At 40.1% G+C, this 15,820-nt stretch carries 11 protein-coding genes, 1 tRNA gene and 3 pseudogenes; 10 read left to right on the top strand and 5 right to left on the bottom strand.

Features of this window, described 5'->3' with window-relative positions:
* Window positions 1-163: 163 nt before the first annotated feature.
* From J2S25_RS20070 to J2S25_RS15165, 3 genes and pseudogenes are all read right to left on the bottom strand, one after another.
* Window positions 164-439 (bottom strand): hypothetical protein, encoded by a 276-nt coding sequence (locus tag J2S25_RS20070; RefSeq protein ID WP_369293530.1) that lies wholly within the window; start codon window positions 437-439, stop codon window positions 164-166.
* 43 nt (window positions 440-482) lie between these two features.
* A pseudogene (locus J2S25_RS20065) lies at window positions 483-794 on the bottom strand (replication initiation protein); the annotation flags it as partial.
* 116 nt (window positions 795-910) lie between these two features.
* Window positions 911-1,823 (bottom strand): annotated as a pseudogene (locus tag J2S25_RS15165) (IS1595 family transposase).
* Between the two features lie 772 nt (window positions 1,824-2,595).
* Here J2S25_RS15165 and J2S25_RS15160 point away from each other — a divergent pair.
* From J2S25_RS15160 to J2S25_RS15150, 3 genes and pseudogenes are all read left to right on the top strand, one after another.
* Window positions 2,596-3,747 (top strand): hypothetical protein, encoded by a 1,152-nt coding sequence (locus tag J2S25_RS15160; protein WP_307192295.1) that lies wholly within the window; start codon window positions 2,596-2,598, stop codon window positions 3,745-3,747.
* A complete protein-coding gene (locus tag J2S25_RS15155) occupies window positions 3,747-4,568 on the top strand; it encodes a multinuclear nonheme iron-dependent oxidase (RefSeq protein WP_307192294.1) in 822 nt (273 codons plus the stop codon). The genes J2S25_RS15160 and J2S25_RS15155 overlap by 1 nt, the downstream gene beginning before the upstream one ends.
* Window positions 4,569-4,590: 22 nt before the next feature.
* Window positions 4,591-4,789 (top strand): annotated as a pseudogene (locus J2S25_RS15150) (recombinase family protein); the annotation flags it as partial.
* Between the two features lie 66 nt (window positions 4,790-4,855).
* Here J2S25_RS15150 and J2S25_RS15145 read toward each other — a convergent pair.
* A complete protein-coding gene (locus tag J2S25_RS15145) occupies window positions 4,856-5,140 on the bottom strand; it encodes a hypothetical protein (RefSeq protein WP_307192293.1) in 285 nt (94 codons plus the stop codon).
* A 551-nt stretch (window positions 5,141-5,691) separates the two neighbouring features.
* On the opposite strand from J2S25_RS15145, the gene J2S25_RS15140 reads away from it, so the two are divergent.
* Window positions 5,692-6,552 (top strand): LysM peptidoglycan-binding domain-containing protein, encoded by an 861-nt coding sequence (locus J2S25_RS15140; protein ID WP_052806964.1) that lies wholly within the window; start codon window positions 5,692-5,694, stop codon window positions 6,550-6,552.
* Window positions 6,553-6,817: 265 nt separating this feature from the next.
* Here J2S25_RS15140 and J2S25_RS15135 read toward each other — a convergent pair.
* Window positions 6,818-6,891 (bottom strand) — tRNA-Met (locus J2S25_RS15135).
* Window positions 6,892-7,165: 274 nt separating this feature from the next.
* Here J2S25_RS15135 and spoIIE point away from each other — a divergent pair.
* The 6 genes from spoIIE to ftsH all read left to right on the top strand — a co-directional run bounded on the left by spoIIE (window position 7,166) and on the right by ftsH (window position 15,698).
* Entirely contained in the window at window positions 7,166-9,640 is a 2,475-nt protein-coding gene (gene spoIIE, locus J2S25_RS15130) for a stage II sporulation protein E (protein ID WP_044391957.1), read from the top strand.
* Between the two features lie 48 nt (window positions 9,641-9,688).
* Complete coding sequence (locus tag J2S25_RS15125) at window positions 9,689-10,492, top strand: vWA domain-containing protein (protein WP_084221730.1); 804 nt, start codon at window positions 9,689-9,691, stop codon at window positions 10,490-10,492.
* Window positions 10,461-11,486 (top strand): serine/threonine protein kinase PrkT, encoded by a 1,026-nt coding sequence (gene prkT / locus J2S25_RS15120; protein WP_044391960.1) that lies wholly within the window; start codon window positions 10,461-10,463, stop codon window positions 11,484-11,486. The genes J2S25_RS15125 and prkT overlap by 32 nt, the downstream gene beginning before the upstream one ends.
* A 165-nt stretch (window positions 11,487-11,651) precedes the next feature.
* Window positions 11,652-13,043, top strand: coding sequence for a tRNA lysidine(34) synthetase TilS (tilS, locus tag J2S25_RS15115; protein ID WP_307192292.1), 1,392 nt, complete (start codon window positions 11,652-11,654; stop codon window positions 13,041-13,043).
* Window positions 13,044-13,070: 27 nt separating this feature from the next.
* Complete coding sequence (hpt, locus tag J2S25_RS15110; RefSeq protein ID WP_198528165.1) at window positions 13,071-13,610, top strand: hypoxanthine phosphoribosyltransferase; 540 nt, start codon at window positions 13,071-13,073, stop codon at window positions 13,608-13,610.
* A gap of 117 nt (window positions 13,611-13,727) precedes the next feature.
* Entirely contained in the window at window positions 13,728-15,698 is a 1,971-nt protein-coding gene (gene ftsH, locus J2S25_RS15105; protein ID WP_044391964.1) for an ATP-dependent zinc metalloprotease FtsH, read from the top strand.
* Window positions 15,699-15,820 lie beyond the last annotated feature (122 nt).

The raw sequence follows: 15,820 nt of genomic DNA, 5'->3' as shown, positions 1-15,820 counted from the left end.
ATTGAAAAAAATGATGATGCCAGTATACACCGAGATCTATTGAAACCGACATAAAATCGTGCAAAATAAGGATTCATAAAGTTCCATACGACTTGTCTCAAAACTCTTACCGTTGTAAATCCGAATTTTCCTGATACTCCCCCATAGAGGAGCTCATGTTTTTTTAATAAGGTATTTCAGTATATTCTTTGGCCTTTGCTGGATCTAGACGTCGTTCAATAACATTTTGAGCGAAAATTTTTTCTGTTTCACTTTTTGGGAAAATGTTGAATTTCACTTCAAACACGCTACATCCTTTCTTAATTGGACTGTATCTGACACTAATGTCTGTTAATTCGTTAGTTTTCTTCATAGCTTGTTCAATTACAAAACGTTTAAAATCAACCCATCGTGGCAAGGTGTCTTTTGAAATGCATAGGAGCTTTCTTAATTCATCTATTTCATATATGATTCCTGAATTATTTTCGTACGACTTTAATAATTCATACCACCGTACTGTACTGCCTTTTCCTAGTCATAATATACAAATAATTGTATTTAGTGAAGAAAGCTTTTAGCTGCAACAAGTATGGCTTCAAATCACTATCAAGTTCAACGTCTATTATCCCCTTACTTGGATATACACGGACTTTTCGATAACCAGCTCATTAGCACTTCACTTTCATCCTCTAGTGCTATCCAAAAACTCTTATCTCGAGCGCTCTCAGAGATTTTTTTATCTTTATGTAGTTCCCTCCATTTTCGCGGTCAATACCACATACATCGCAGTACTCCTGAATCGAAAATCGGTATTTTTTAAAATCTTCATACTTGTTGAGTTAATTGAAGAAACCTTTCTGCATCTGACTGCCTAATTTTTCTAATTTTCACTGTAATTACCACTGGGCTTGTACTGAATTATAAAATCTGATTATCCAACTAGCTCAGTATAGGTTACAGTGGTTGATGAAACACAACATTGAGCCAATCGGTTAAACAGTTCGTTTTTTATTGCTCGACGGTTGAATCGATAACAGAATTCATCCAGGTATGCTTGCAAATGTTTGGAATCCAACCCATGATAGGTCCCGCCAATAAAGGCTTTAGCATTGGAGATGACCGTATGAAGCCACTTTAGATGATCTGGGTTATCCACTGGATTAAAGAGTTTGGCTTCATGATTAAACCCTTCTTTCGCCAAAGCTTTATAAGATCGGTACTTATCACTTGTAATGGTTGATCCAGACTCGATGAACTTTTGTGCAAAGGTAACAAGTGTAACACCTTTAACGTCAGGAATCACTTGCATCTTAAGATATTTAGGATGACCTTTCTTATCAAGCGAGAGAGCAACAAGGACGGGGGTTTGATCCGTACCGCGCCCGCGCTTGCCGCCTTCTGTGGGCGCTCCGAAAAAAGCATCATCTAGCTCTACAATGCCAGCTAGGGTATACATGCTATCACGCTCTCCCATTGCTTTACGGACCTTATGTTGGATCGTCCAAGCGGTTTGATAGGCAACGCCAAGTTCATCAGTAAGGAACGTTGCAGAAACCCCACGCTTGTCATGAGCGATGAGGTAAATCGCCCAAAACCATTTTACAAGGTCTGTGCGAGTTTTCTCCAACACAGTACCTACAGTGACCGTTGTTTGATGGTGGCAATTCGTACACTCATACAAAGGAAGTTTACGGGTTTTGATTTCATAAGCCCGATCGTGCTGACCACTTTGGGCAACGGAATCCATCAGACCACTTCATCTTGTATAAATGCTGATGGCACGCATCTTCCGTTTGAAATGCTTTTTGAAACTGTATCAAATTCATAGATTCCTTTTTAGCCATCTAAATCACTCCTTAACCAATATTTGATTTCAGTATACCAAACATTCGTTCGTATGAAAAAAGGAAACTGAGCTAAATGGATAATCAGATTATAAAATAATAAATGCTAATTCAATTCAACTATGAAATATAGATATTTGAAATAACTCGTCCAATTAATCTTACTATTCTATTTATTAATAATTTTTTATATTTTATAAAAAATGCTTGATTAATAATATACTCTTTGTTAATATATTAAATATAGCCAAAAATTATAAAATATGGCTATAAATGCAGCTTTGAGAGGAGATAAAGGGCATGAAAGTTCAAACTTTCAAAAAGTCTTCTAAGAAGCAAGCAGCTGAAACTTGCTACAAATAAGATAGACTACTACATAAAGGCGTAAATACAGTTAGCTGTGTTCATGCCTTTCATATTGCCCTAAAAACAATGACGATTCTTAGTTCTGAAGAAATATTTAATATTTATGTTTCCGATCAATTAGATAAGTTTTCATTGGCATTATATGCAAATGTTCCCTCTTTATCTTCTTTACCTGAGGAAACCATAAAGAGAATTTATAAAGAATATTATAATTTTGATTGCGAATTTAGTTTTTACTTTTGGTTAGAAGTTATTAAACTTTTGAAAGAGAACAATTATACGAGGGTGTCAAGAGATGCTGCAGAACATTTACTTATGTCCTTTGAGGAGTCTAATTATGGAATCATAATATCAGGGAATAACACACATTATCTTTATATATCTTTAAAAGGTTATGGTGAATTATATGAATTTAAGTCAGTTGATGAATGCAAAAAATTTGCAAAGTCGCAAAGGGAGATTTTTGCAGTGTACGTTGCGTAAAAACAATTCTCAAAAGATAACTTTTCTTTATCTATTAGCTATACTATCGTCGGGACTATTCTATTCGTACGCTACGACATGGTTAATAGTAGAAGATCTGGCAACGGTTTTTCTAATCTTATTTTTAAGTTCTATAATTGATATGTTTGTATTTTTTGATGTGACTTTCTTCAAGAAGGTATCTAAAGTTTCCTCTCGGAACTTAACTCTTATTAGCATTGTTTTTTTAATTGCTACTCTCATATTTTCTAATAGTAACTCTCTTTTATTTTTAGTCATTTTATATGTATTTTGTACTCTCTCCTTCTCTTTCCATTTGCTTTCTTTTGAGCAAGAGTTATTACGTACAAAAAATAATATAAGATCTGGATTAATAAATATAACTTTACTGCGTAATTTCTCTAAGATTATCGGTTTTGCAATTGGTGCCTGGATATATAAAATGCAGCTACAAGAATATATTTTTATATTGCTTATTTCGTTTTTGTTCTTTTTATTTATAAACATTCAGCCCGAAGTAGAACAAAGTCAAAAAAAAATAAGCATTAAAGCACTTAAGGGGAAGGTATACATATTTGTTTTATCGTTACTGGGTACTACAGCTGTATTTTGGATTCCTCTATTTGTAGCCGAACTCACGGAAAAGAAACTACTTAATCTTTCAAGTATAGTGTTTACACTGCCTGGTATCGTTTCAGTTGCATATTTGAATTTAATAAGTAGAGAGAAATTTGATATAAGTTTAATGGCTAAAAATAAGCTACATATCTTATTTCTTATTTCCTTCGGTATTTTAAATTTTATAGAGGCTTACTTGATAATAAGAATCATACTATTTAGTTTTATAGTAGCGTTAGGAATCTCAATTAGTGTTGAAGTTAGGTCAAGGTTTATGAATGTTAATAACCATATTGATACAAAGGTAACTCTGCAAACTTACAATTTAATAAGTGCAGTATCCTTGTTAATATTCACTTTGCTGTCGATTTACTTCAATGAGTTTCCATTTTACTTATTAGGGTTAAATGTGGTAGCCTCACTTATTATTTTAACTCATCGAAAGGAGTTTATATAATGAAGGTTGGCTTGTGTTATAGAGATTTTATCCATGGGGAATGGATTGAAGAGATTTTTCCGAACATAGATTTTATTGAAATAATGCCGGACATAACTAATGTGAAAACAATGAATAAATTGGTTGAATTAAGTAAGAGCCACGAAGTAGAAATCGGATTTCATTGTTTAAAATCTTCATTAGGGTCTAAAGAAGGTATACATATTCCTTCCCTGGAAAACTATTATTATCAGTATAAATACTGTAATGCTGATTATTTTTCTGATCATGTTGCATTTTCACATATACAGGGACGTTATTTATCTACAGTAAATGCCATACCTTATTCGAATGAATATGTAGATATTCTTGTTAATAATCTCGAATCATTACAAGGTTATTTTGAAAATCTTATTTTAATTGAGAATATTACTCAAAATGAATTGAATAAAGAAAATCAGTTTTCAGAGGGAAGGTTTTTCAGTGAGGTAATGAAAAAAACGCCAGGCAATGTAAAGGTAATGTTTGATATTACTAATGCTTATGTGACGGCAATTAATAACAATATAGACTTTCTAACATACATTTCGGATTTTCCTTTTGAAGATATCGTATGTGTTCATGTATCCGGATATGAAAAATTACCAAACGGCAAGTTGAGAGACTCGCACTCTCAGACCCTTGATACTGAAATTATTGAAGCTACGAAATTAGTATTAGATAAATGTAAGCCCAAATATTTACTATTAGAGAGAGATTTTGGAGTTGAAACATTAAGGGACACCTTAGTGGATATAGATAAATTAAATGGAATAGCAACCGAACACCTTATCTTTAAGTAAAATAAAAGGTTTTTAAACAGGAATTAGAGTGAAAATTATAGATCTTCCTACTACAATGCAGGACGTTCCAAAAAGGTCAAGAATGGGTTATAGATATGTTCAACAAAATCATTATTGAGGTTTATACATCGATTGCAGAACAGGAAAGGTTGAACATTAAACAACGCCAGAAGGAAGGGATAGCTGTTGCTAAAGCTAAAGGGGGTCCTGCCGACAAACCGCATTTATCTTAATTTCGATGTGAGAACTATTGGAATTCCAATGGTCCTCACATCGTTTACATGTATTCAATGTAGAGGTGATGTATATTTTTGCTTTTTAAGATCGGTAATTTCTTCTAGTAATCTCCCAATCATAGTTTGATCATCAATGCCTTCCTTAAAGGCTCTACCTTCCAATCTGTATGTTTCTATAAATCTATAAACTTCTTCCTCCAAAACTTCGTATGCTCCACCGTTTTCAATGCTTTTAATATTCCCCTCACTTATCCAATGGCTTACCATTTCTGTGTCACATTTGAAACCATACGAGTGTAACAGAGCCGTTGTTTCTTTTAGGTTGAACGTATTCATGATTGTTGGATCCTCCTGATTAATGATGTTTTTTCAAGTCTTTTCTGCTTATTAAGAGAACCATTGATTACGGCCAAGGGTTTTTACCACCTCTGCCATCTTTTGTACCACTCATTGACAAATAATTTACCATCTGTTGACTCCCCGTTTACCATAAAAACTTTACGTAACCGTTAAAGGCGTGGCAATCGCTTCTATCGGCCGTTCCAATATTTTGAGCGTAGACAGGAGATAAATCTATGAGCATAAATGAGATAGTGAAAATGAGGAGCACAAGATATTTTTTCATACTCTCTGTCCTTTCTGGGATTCATTAGCTTTTTATTAGTGTGTGATAACCAGAGAGAAATATTCTAAATCTTTGTACTCCGGTTGATGGTATAAATCAAACCCGAACAGTAAAAACGGACTTTCTTTTCCTGTTAAAACCGTTATTCTTTCTAACTGGGGAGTCAAATAAATATCTTCACAGAGATTCTAAAAAAAAACCTCATATGATCACTTACCGTCGAATAAATATAAGGGATGCTATTAAGGGAAGGGGTTGTGTTATGCCAACTCATGTCGTGCAGCCAGGGGAAAGTTTATGGCAAATTGCACAAATATACCATACATCCATCCAAGAAATCATCAGGGTGAATACTATTCAAAATCCGAATATAATTTATCCAGGGACCGCACTGATTATTCCTGAAAGGACAGTAGGTGTTCACAATTATTACCTTCCGTTAGAAAATTCAAAGCCAAGAACAGAAAATATAACGCATATTGTAATTCACTTCATATCCAATGCAGCCAATAATCCGCAAAATCCTTACAATCTCCAAGATATTTACCGCATTTTTTTAAACAGTGGGGTTTCTTCCCATTACCTGATTGGGAGGAATGGGGAGATTTATCGATTTGTCGATGAAAATCGTGCTGCATTTCATGCCGGGAGGGGGAGCCTTCCGGGATTTCCACAACTCGATAACCGGTTAAATGAATCTTCAATTGGGATAGAATTAATGGCAATTGGAACCCGTAGAGAAATGTTGCCTTTTTTTCCATCCGAGACATACGATTTGATCTCTCCCTCAGATATTGGCTACACAGATGCACAGTATCGCTCATTAAACTTGCTTCTGGATGAAATCTTAAAGCGCCATCCATTAATAGTGAGAGAAAGACAGCATGTTGTTGGGCATGATGAGTACGCCCCTGGCAGGAGAACGGATCCAGGAAGGTTGTTTAATTGGTCACAATTAAAGGCCATAGGGCAGTTCGTTCACATTGTCAGAAAGGGTGATACATTGTGGTCAATCGCTCAAAGGTACGGCAGGACTATCGATGTGATATCCCGATGGAACAACATTGATACAAACGCTTATTTATATATCGGTCAAAGAATTTTAATTCCCGTTAGAGATTAAAAAGTCTTGCATTTTTAGTTTATATTCAGTTTTCAATTATCGATAGCATCTTAAGAAAGCCTGTATTCTTGCAGGTTCTTTTTTGTTCGGGCGGACTTCACCATAAAAAACCTCGTTCCTATTAAAGGAACGAGGTTTTTTAGCTTTGCTGTATGACCCTAGAAACTCCGAAACTTCCACTCCACCAGCAGATGCAAAAAGCATATCTTCTTTTGGAGTCTCCCGTTTCTGCGTTTCTAGGCAGTCGGCTATACTTTTTCGTCAGTAGCGGCGGAGGGGATCGAACCCCCGACCTTACGGGTATGAACCGTACGCTCTAGCCAGCTGAGCTACACCGCCATATCGATATTGTTTTTAAGGCACAAGAAATATAATACATAGATATTAAAATAGTGTCAATCAATATTTTCAAAAGAAAAAAATAAAACAGTTTAAGGACTGCGCGAAATTTCAACAAGATGCGAAACGAATCCGGGATATTTCGAGTGATTGCTTTATCCACGGGGAAATGCGTCGAACGAAACTTGTATGCTTGTCCTTATTTTTGACAAACTTCTGGATGACTCGCTTTTATAATAATCAGCAACAATAAAAAAAGTGGGGAGTGTAGTAAATGCAAAAGGTAGAAAGGAACTTGATAGAACCGATCGGTGAAATTCGCTTCGAGGAATCCCGATTCAGGCTGGCAAAAGGCATGTCGAAGCTGCAATCCAAGATCGAAACCGTTCTCTTGAAAAAAGGTTACTTATTTTTGATTATTGGATTCTTGCTTGGCCGTGCCTTGATACTGGAGCAATTGACTCCTTTTAGCCTGCCGTTTTTTGCCGCTGTATACCTCATCCGTAAAGACATTGCTCCAATCGCATTGTTTGGTTTGGTTGCTGGAGCTGCAACCCTATCATTTACAGCTGCCATTTTTACTTTTGGGTCCGTATTCTTATTCTTGCTGTTATACAAGCTGTCAAAAAAGTGGATCAAGAATAATCTGAAAGTGATGCCTTTCTATATATTTTTTACTATCTTAATAGCCAAAACGGTAAAAACTCTTGTTTTATCAGGAACGATAACCATGTATGAAGGGATGATGACAGCAGTTGAAGCAGGTTTGGGCCTGGTGTTAACGTTTATTTTCCTGCAAAGCATTCCATTGATGACTTCGGGCCTTCGCAAGCAAACTTTGAAAACAGAGGAAATTGTCTGTTTGATCATCATGCTGGCTTCCGTGATGACGGGGACCATTGGCTGGACGATTTATGGCTTATCCGTTGAACATGTCATGTCGCGTTATTTGATCCTCATTTTTTCATTTGTTGCCGGAGCGACGGTGGGATCGACAGTCGGTGTCGTAACAGGATTAATATTCAGTCTTGCAAACGTGTCTAGTTTTTACCATATGAGCCTGCTTGCCTTTTCAGGGCTGCTCGGCGGCTTGCTGAAAGAGGGAAAGAAGCCAGGGGTAGCCTTTGGACTGTTCATTGCCACACTTTTGATAGGCATGTATGGCGAGGGCGGAGGAGCTATTAGTCAGACATTGACTGAGTCAGCCGGAGCTGTCTTGCTCTTCTTCCTTACGCCTCTTTCCCTTACGTCACGGATCGCCAAACATATTCCCGGGACAGCGGAGTACTCAGCAGAACAGCAGCAGTATATGAGAAAGATGAGAGATGTGACAGCACAGCGTGTCGTCCAGTTCTCCAATGTATTTGAGGCATTGTCGAAAAGTTTCTCCGCTTTGCAAGTCAAGGATGAAACGGTTGAAACGGATCGTGAAATGGATTACTTCTTAAGCAATGTCACCGAAAAGACTTGTCAGACTTGCTTTAAGAAAGACCATTGCTGGACAAGGAACTTTAATACAACCTATGACTATATGAGTGAAATTATGCAGGAGATGGATCAAAATTCCGGGACGGTGCCGCAAAAACTGTCCCGGGAGTGGGACAAGCATTGCACGAGATCGAAGAAAGTTCTTGAAATTATGCAGCAGCAGCTGACCTATTTTCAGGCTAACCGGAAGCTGAAAAAGCAGGTTCAGGAAAGCAGGAGGCTTGTTGCTGATCAATTGCTCGGTGTATCGGAAGTAATGGGCGATTTTGCGAAAGAAATCCAGCGGGAGCGCGAGAACCACTCTAAGCAGGAAGAGCTGATCCTTGAGTCTCTTCAGGATTTTGGCATTCATATCGAGCAAGTGGAAATCTACAGTCTGGAACAGGGCAATGTCGACATCGATATGACGATCCCATATTGCCAAGGACTCGGGGAATGCGAAAAACTGATTGCACCGATGCTATCGGATATCCTAAAGGAAAATATCATCGTCAACTCGGAAGAATGTTCGACATTCCCGAACGGTTTTTGCCATGTGACATTCCGATCTGCCAAAGCGTTTGTCGTATCGACAGGAGTCGCGCATGCTGCTAAAGATGGGGACCTTGTTTCCGGAGACAGCTTTTCAATCATCGAACTAAGCGGCGGAAAGTTTGCGATTGCGATAAGCGACGGTATGGGCAATGGAGAAAGAGCGCATTCGGAGAGTAGAGATACATTGTTATTGCTGCAACAAATCCTGCAATCGGGAATTGAAGAGAAAGTGGCAATCAAGTCAGTGAACTCCATATTGTCGCTAAGAACAACAGATGAAATCTTCTCGACTCTCGACCTCGCTATGATTGACCTGCAAAATGCATCGACAAGGTTTCTGAAAATTAGTTCCACCCCGAGCTTCATCAAACGCGGTTCCAATGTATTGAAGGTTCAGGCGAGCAATTTGCCGATGGGCATACTTCATGAATTCGAAGTGGACGTCGTCGGCGAGCAGCTGAAGGCTGGAGACTTGTTAATCATGATGAGCGATGGTGTTTTCGAAGGGCCAAAACATGTCGAGAATTACGATTTATGGATGAAGCGGAAAATCAATGAGCTTCAGACAGATGATCCACAGGCGATCGCCGATTTAATTATGGAGGAAGTCATCCGTTCCCGCGGGGGATCAATTGAGGATGACATGACCGTCGTTGTCGCAAAGATCGATCACAATATCCCGAAATGGGCATCGATCCCGATGACTAATTATCAAAAAAGAGCTTAATCGCGCTTGCGCTTTTCTAATGTATATTTCTCCTCTGCTTCGTCTAAAATGGTAACAAATTTATTATTGGCTTTACTAGATTGTAATAGTAGAGCTAAAAGTGAGGGGAACCGTATGAAAACAGGTACGATCAGGCAAATATTGCTCATTACCGATGGCTGCTCAAATCAGGGGGAAGATCCAATCGCAATGGCTGCGTTAGCAAAGGAGCAGGGAATAACGGTAAATGTCATTGGCGTGATGGAACATGACGTGATAGATGAACAGGGAATGAAAGAAATTGAGGGACTTGCAATGGCTGGTGGCGGCGTTAGCCAAATAGTCTATGCGCAGCAGCTTTCTCAGACTGTGCAGATGGTTACCAGAAAAGCGATGACCCAGACGCTTCAAGGTGTGGTTAATAAGGAGATTCAGCAAATTCTTGGCGGCGGCAGAACAGTAGAAGATCTCCCTCCGGAACAGCGAGGGGAAGTCATGGAAGTGATAGACGAGCTTGGGGAGACGGTTGAATTGGACGTATTGATTCTTGTTGACACGAGTGCGAGCATGAAGCAGAAGCTCCCGACTGTGAAGGAAGCCTTGCTGGACCTGAGTTTGAGTCTGAATGCTCGATCCGGAGATAATCACTTTTCTGTATTTGTATTTCCCGGGAAACGAAAGGATGTCGAAAAATTGCTGGATTGGACACCTAAGCTGGAGTCGTTGACTAGCATTTTTGCCAAGCTGACGACCGGTGGGATTACCCCTACTGGCCCAGCTCTTCGTGAAGCTCTTCCCTATTTCGATAAAAAAAGATCTTTAAGGAGCTTTTTGAACCGTGATGATGAATCCTTCTTTGAAGAATCTGTCTAAGATCAGTTCCGGGACAATTATTGAAGGGAAATGGCATCACAATCGTTATACTATTATTAAGCAGCTTGGATTTGGAGCGAATGGGATAGTTTATTTAGCCAGGCATGACAGTAAACAAGTTGCGTTGAAAATGAGCGACAATGGAATGTCGGTCACTTCTGAAGTCAATGTATTAAAAGCTTTTGCGAAGGTCCAGGGATCTGCCCTCGGGCCTTCTTTACTGGACGTGGATGATTGGGAAACATCTGAGGGAAAAGTAAGTTTTTATGTGATGGAATTTATAAAAGGACCGGATTTCCTCTCTTTTTTGAAGCAAAAAGGACCTGATTGGACAGGAGTGATGGTCCTCCAGCTGCTGGCGGATTTGCAGCTGCTGCATGACAATGGCTGGGTTTTTGGGGACTTAAAACCGGAAAATTTGATCGTTACCGGACCGCCCGCGAGAATCCGCTGCATCGACGTTGGCGGAACAACGATGCAGGGGCGTTCTATCAAAGAGTTCACAGAATACTTTGACCGTGGCTACTGGGGACTTGGAAGCAGAAAGGCAGAGCCTCGGTACGATTTATTTGCAGTCGCGATGATCATGATTAACACGGCCTTTCCGCAACGATTTACGAAAAAATCAGGTGGGCTCGAGGAAATCATGGAAAAGGTAAAGCAAAGCCCTGAGCTGACGAGATATGAAAAAATTATTTCCTACGCACTGTCTGGGAAATTTCTGTCGGCAAACGAAATGCGCATGGAAATAATTCAAGTACATCTTCCAGATGCGCCATCAAGAAGCAATCGCCAGCAAAAAACAGCCAAACAGCCCCCATTTCCGAGGCAACCAGCAAGAAGCCCGGTGAAAAAGGCTAAATCTTCAACATCCGTGCAAACACGAAAACAATTTAACAAGGGCAAGAAGAAATTCGCGGCACTTGAAACCATCACGATCATCTTGGTTATCTCGCTAATGTATTTTTTCTATATATATAGCCAGATTACCTGATATTTGTGAAACTTTTTAAGGATCCGTCCGTATATAAGGAAAAAGTGCCCTCATTTTTGATATGAACAACAGAAAGTGTTAAGCTAAAAAAACAAACCCATTTAGAAGATTATTAGCTTGCCGGCTTGGGTATAGGGTTTAACCGACAATGCAGTAAGGAAGAGCATGATGATTGAGATGAAAGTGGATGTCTTTCTTGAAAGGCATGGTTTTCAGCTGAATAACAAGTCAATCGCGGTTGGTGTTTCCGGAGGACCAGATTCGCTAGCTTTGCTTCACTTTTTATCTGAGCAGCGGAATCGGAAATCCCTGAGGCTTATTGCTATCCATGTTGACCATATGTTCCGTGGCGATGAATCTTATCAGGATGCATTGTTTGTAAAAGAGTTTTGTGAAAACAGGGGCATCCCCTTTGAGGGAAGAAGAGTTGATGTGCCAGCTTATATCAAAGAGACAGGGCTAAGCTCGCAACAAGCGGCTCGCGAATGCCGATATGCCTTTTTTGAGGAAGTGATGAACAAACATCAATTTGAATACCTTGCACTGGGGCATCACGGCGATGATCAGATAGAGACGGTATTGATGAGACTTACAAGGGGCAGTTCAGGAGCTGCAAGAGCAGGCATTCCTTTTTCTCGTAAACTGGGAACCTTCACGATTTTCCGGCCGTTTTTATGTCTGACTAAGAAGGAACTAGGGGACTATTGCATGGAGAATTCCCTGGAACCAAGGATCGATCCCAGCAATGACAAAGCATACTACACGAGGAACCGATTCAGGAAAACCATCTTGCCTTTTTTAAAAGAAGAAAACCCTGGTGTTCATGAACATTTCCAGCGCTTCAGCGAGGAACTGCAGATGGACGAAAAGTATCTTCTTGAATTAACAAGGATAGAATTGAATAAAGTAATGAAGAAAGAGGACCAAATGGTCACGGTCCCTATTCGTTTATTTCGGGAAATGCCAATGCCTTTACAAAGGAGAGCGATTAAATTAATATTAAATTATCTTTACAATGATCGACCTGCTTCTCTTTCCGCTATACATATTGAAAAGATTTTTTCAATAATTCGCAATCCCCATCCGTCAGGAACTCTTGATTTCCCCAGCGGTTTAAGAATCATACGATCGTATGAAAATTGTCATTTCACCACATTGAATCTGCCAGAAAGGCAAAGTTATTGCCTTGAAATGACAGGTCCAAAACAGCTGATTTTGCCGAATGGTGACATCATTGATGCCCAATGGCTCGCTGCTGTTCATGACATCGATCTTTCTAATTATCATTTCATCGTGAACCTGGAGGAAACGGATACTCCCTTGTATATCCGCACGAGGAAAGATGGGGACAGGATGTCCTTGAAGGGGATGAAGGGGTCAAAAAAGCTGAAAGATATTTTCATCGATAGGAAAATTCCGTTAGGGCAGAGAGATCAATGGCCAGTCGTCACAGACAAGAATGACAGGATCCTTTGGCTTCCAGGCCTGAAAAAATCAAATCATGAAGCAAATCAACAAGGCAATAGGTTATTACTCTTAACTTATATAAAGCATTGATATCATCCAGGGGGCACAATGATCATGATGAAAAATGATATTGAAAAAGTTTTGTTTACAGAAGAAGAGATTCAGAAAAAAACGCAGCAGCTGGCCGCTCAGTTAACGGAAGAATACAAGGACCGTTTCCCGCTTGCGGTTGGGGTTCTGAAAGGCGCAATGCCTTTTATGGGTGATTTGCTTAAGCGTGTGGATGCTTACCTTGAAATGGATTTCATGGATGTTTCAAGTTATGGAAATGCTATGGTATCATCCGGTGAAGTTAAAATTCTCAAGGATTTGGATACTTCCGTTGAAGGACGAGATATTCTGATCATTGAGGACATCATCGACAGTGGCTTAACTCTCAGCTATTTGGCTGAGCTGTTCCGATACCGCAAGGCAAAGTCGATCAAAATTGTTACGCTGCTTGATAAACCAACAGGGAGAAAGGCTGACATCGCGGCGGACTATGTTGGGTTTATTGTTCCGGATGAGTTCGTGGTCGGGTATGGCCTCGATTATGCGGAAAAATACCGTAATCTTCCTTATATTGGAATTTTAAAGCCGGAAGTTTATTCGAAATAAAGAAATTCAATCACAATCCGCTTTTCAATCAAATTTCTGAATGTTAATTTCTTGTATTAGCATAATTCACTATGATACTATTTAGTATAGTTTGTCTACCGTGGGAGGAGGTAAGGGATGAATCGGATTTTCCGTAATACCATCTTTTATTTATTAATATTTTTAGTCATTATCGGAGTAGTAAGCTTCTTTAATGGGAATAACCAGCCAACAGAACCAATCTCTTACGATACATTCATGCAGGAGCTTGAGGCCGGCAATGTTTCAGGAACACTGACGTTGCGGCCTGAACGAGGGGTGTATGAAGTAACGGGCCAGATGAAGGGTCAGGAACAAGGGAAAGGCTTTATTACTTATGTATGGAGCAACCCTGATACCTTAAACCGCATTGAACAGACTGCAGCTGATGTCAATGTTGATATCAAGCCAGCGAAGGAAACAAGCGGATGGGTAACGTTCTTTACATCGATCATTCCGTTTATCATCATTTTCATCTTGTTCTTCTTTTTGCTTAACCAGGCTCAGGGCGGTGGCAGCCGTGTCATGAACTTCGGCAAGAGCAAAGCAAGGCTGTATAATGAGGAAAAGAAAAAAGTGCGCTTTAAGGATGTTGCGGGCGCAGATGAAGAAAAACAAGAGCTTGTTGAAGTGGTTGAATTCCTTAAAGACCCTCGCAAGTTCACCGAGCTAGGAGCGCGCATTCCAAAAGGGATCCTGCTAGTGGGACCTCCGGGAACTGGTAAAACTTTGCTTGCGCGTGCAGTTGCTGGAGAAGCAGGAGTACCGTTCTTCTCCATCAGTGGTTCCGACTTCGTAGAAATGTTTGTCGGTGTCGGTGCATCACGTGTGCGTGATTTATTTGAAACAGCTAAAAAGAATGCGCCATGTATTATCTTTATCGATGAAATTGATGCTGTTGGCCGCCAGCGTGGTGCTGGACTTGGCGGAGGGCATGATGAGCGGGAACAGACGCTCAATCAGCTGCTTGTTGAAATGGATGGATTTGGTGCTAACGAGGGCATTATCATTGTAGCGGCTACTAACCGCCCTGATATCCTTGACCCGGCATTGCTCCGTCCAGGACGTTTCGACCGCCAGATCACAGTCGACCGCCCGGATGTCATTGGCCGTGAAGCTGTATTGAAGGTGCATTCGAGAAATAAGCCACTTGATGACTCGGTAAACTTAAAGAGCATTGCGTCTCGTACTCCAGGCTTCTCTGGAGCGGATCTTGAAAACTTGCTCAATGAAGCAGCGCTTGTTGCTGCTCGAAGAAATAAGAAGAAGATTGACATGTTGGATTTGGATGAAGCAACCGACCGCGTCATTGCCGGTCCTGCCAAGAAAAACCGTGTCATTTCCAAAAAGGAAAGAAATATAGTGGCCTTCCATGAAGCCGGTCATACCGTCATCGGAGTTGTCCTTGATGAGGCAGAAATGGTCCACAAGGTAACGATTGTACCGCGTGGCCAGGCCGGAGGATATGCAGTTATGCTTCCTAAGGAAGATCGTTACTTCATGACAAAGCCAGAGCTGCTTGATAAAATCACCGGCCTCCTTGGCGGCCGTGTGGCGGAAGAAATCGTCTTTGGCGAAGTGAGTACAGGTGCTCACAATGACTTCCAACGAGCAACAGGCATTGCCAGGAAAATGGTTACTGAATTTGGTATGAGTGATAAGCTTGGACCATTGCAGTTCGGCCAGGCACAAGGTCAGGTTTTCCTTGGACGTGACTTCAACAGTGAGCAGAACTATTCCGATCGGATAGCCTATGAGATAGACGTAGAGATCCAAACGATTATTAAGGAATGTTATGCAAAGGCGAAGGAGCTTCTTACAGAGCATCGTGAAAAGCTTGATATTATCGCAAATACGCTTCTTGAAGTGGAAACACTCGATGCAGTACAAATCAAGCATTTGATCGATCACGGACGGCTTCCAGAGCGAAAAGTCAGCCTGGATAGTGACGATCTGAAAGTGAATATCAATACAAAAAAGGATGAACTGCCTGCAATTGAAGAGACCGATACGAAAATCGACTCAGTCATCGACAACCCAAAGGCAATTGACGAAAATCCAAAAGAATAAATCAATAGCAGGTGTCCTGTTACAGGGCATCTGCTTATTTTTTTAATTGTACTAACAGATAGGATTCGGTTGACTATATTTAGTGAATTTCTGGCGATTATGATATGATATTTGCAGTATTG

The organism is Mesobacillus stamsii (assembly GCF_030814065.1).
Classification (GTDB): domain Bacteria; phylum Bacillota; class Bacilli; order Bacillales; family Cytobacillaceae; genus Mesobacillus; species Mesobacillus stamsii.
The sequence above is the reverse complement of the archived record's forward strand: the minus strand, read 5'-3'. Positions and strand labels throughout refer to the sequence as shown.

Coding starts and splice junctions, on each gene's coding strand:
- J2S25_RS15160 (WP_307192295.1), top strand. CDS start 2,596: ATGAATTTAAGTCAGTTGATGAATGCAAAAAATTTGCAAAGTCGCAAA.
- J2S25_RS15155 (WP_307192294.1), top strand. CDS start 3,747: ATGAAGGTTGGCTTGTGTTATAGAGATTTTATCCATGGGGAATGGATT.
- J2S25_RS15145 (WP_307192293.1), bottom strand. CDS start 5,140: ATGAATACGTTCAACCTAAAAGAAACAACGGCTCTGTTACACTCGTAT.
- J2S25_RS15140 (WP_052806964.1), top strand. CDS start 5,692: ATGCCAACTCATGTCGTGCAGCCAGGGGAAAGTTTATGGCAAATTGCA.
- spoIIE (WP_044391957.1), top strand. CDS start 7,166: ATGCAAAAGGTAGAAAGGAACTTGATAGAACCGATCGGTGAAATTCGC.
- J2S25_RS15125 (WP_084221730.1), top strand. CDS start 9,689: ATGGTAACAAATTTATTATTGGCTTTACTAGATTGTAATAGTAGAGCT.
- prkT (WP_044391960.1), top strand. CDS start 10,461: ATGATGAATCCTTCTTTGAAGAATCTGTCTAAGATCAGTTCCGGGACA.
- tilS (WP_307192292.1), top strand. CDS start 11,652: ATGATGATTGAGATGAAAGTGGATGTCTTTCTTGAAAGGCATGGTTTT.
- hpt (WP_198528165.1), top strand. CDS start 13,071: ATGAAAAATGATATTGAAAAAGTTTTGTTTACAGAAGAAGAGATTCAG.
- ftsH (WP_044391964.1), top strand. CDS start 13,728: ATGAATCGGATTTTCCGTAATACCATCTTTTATTTATTAATATTTTTA.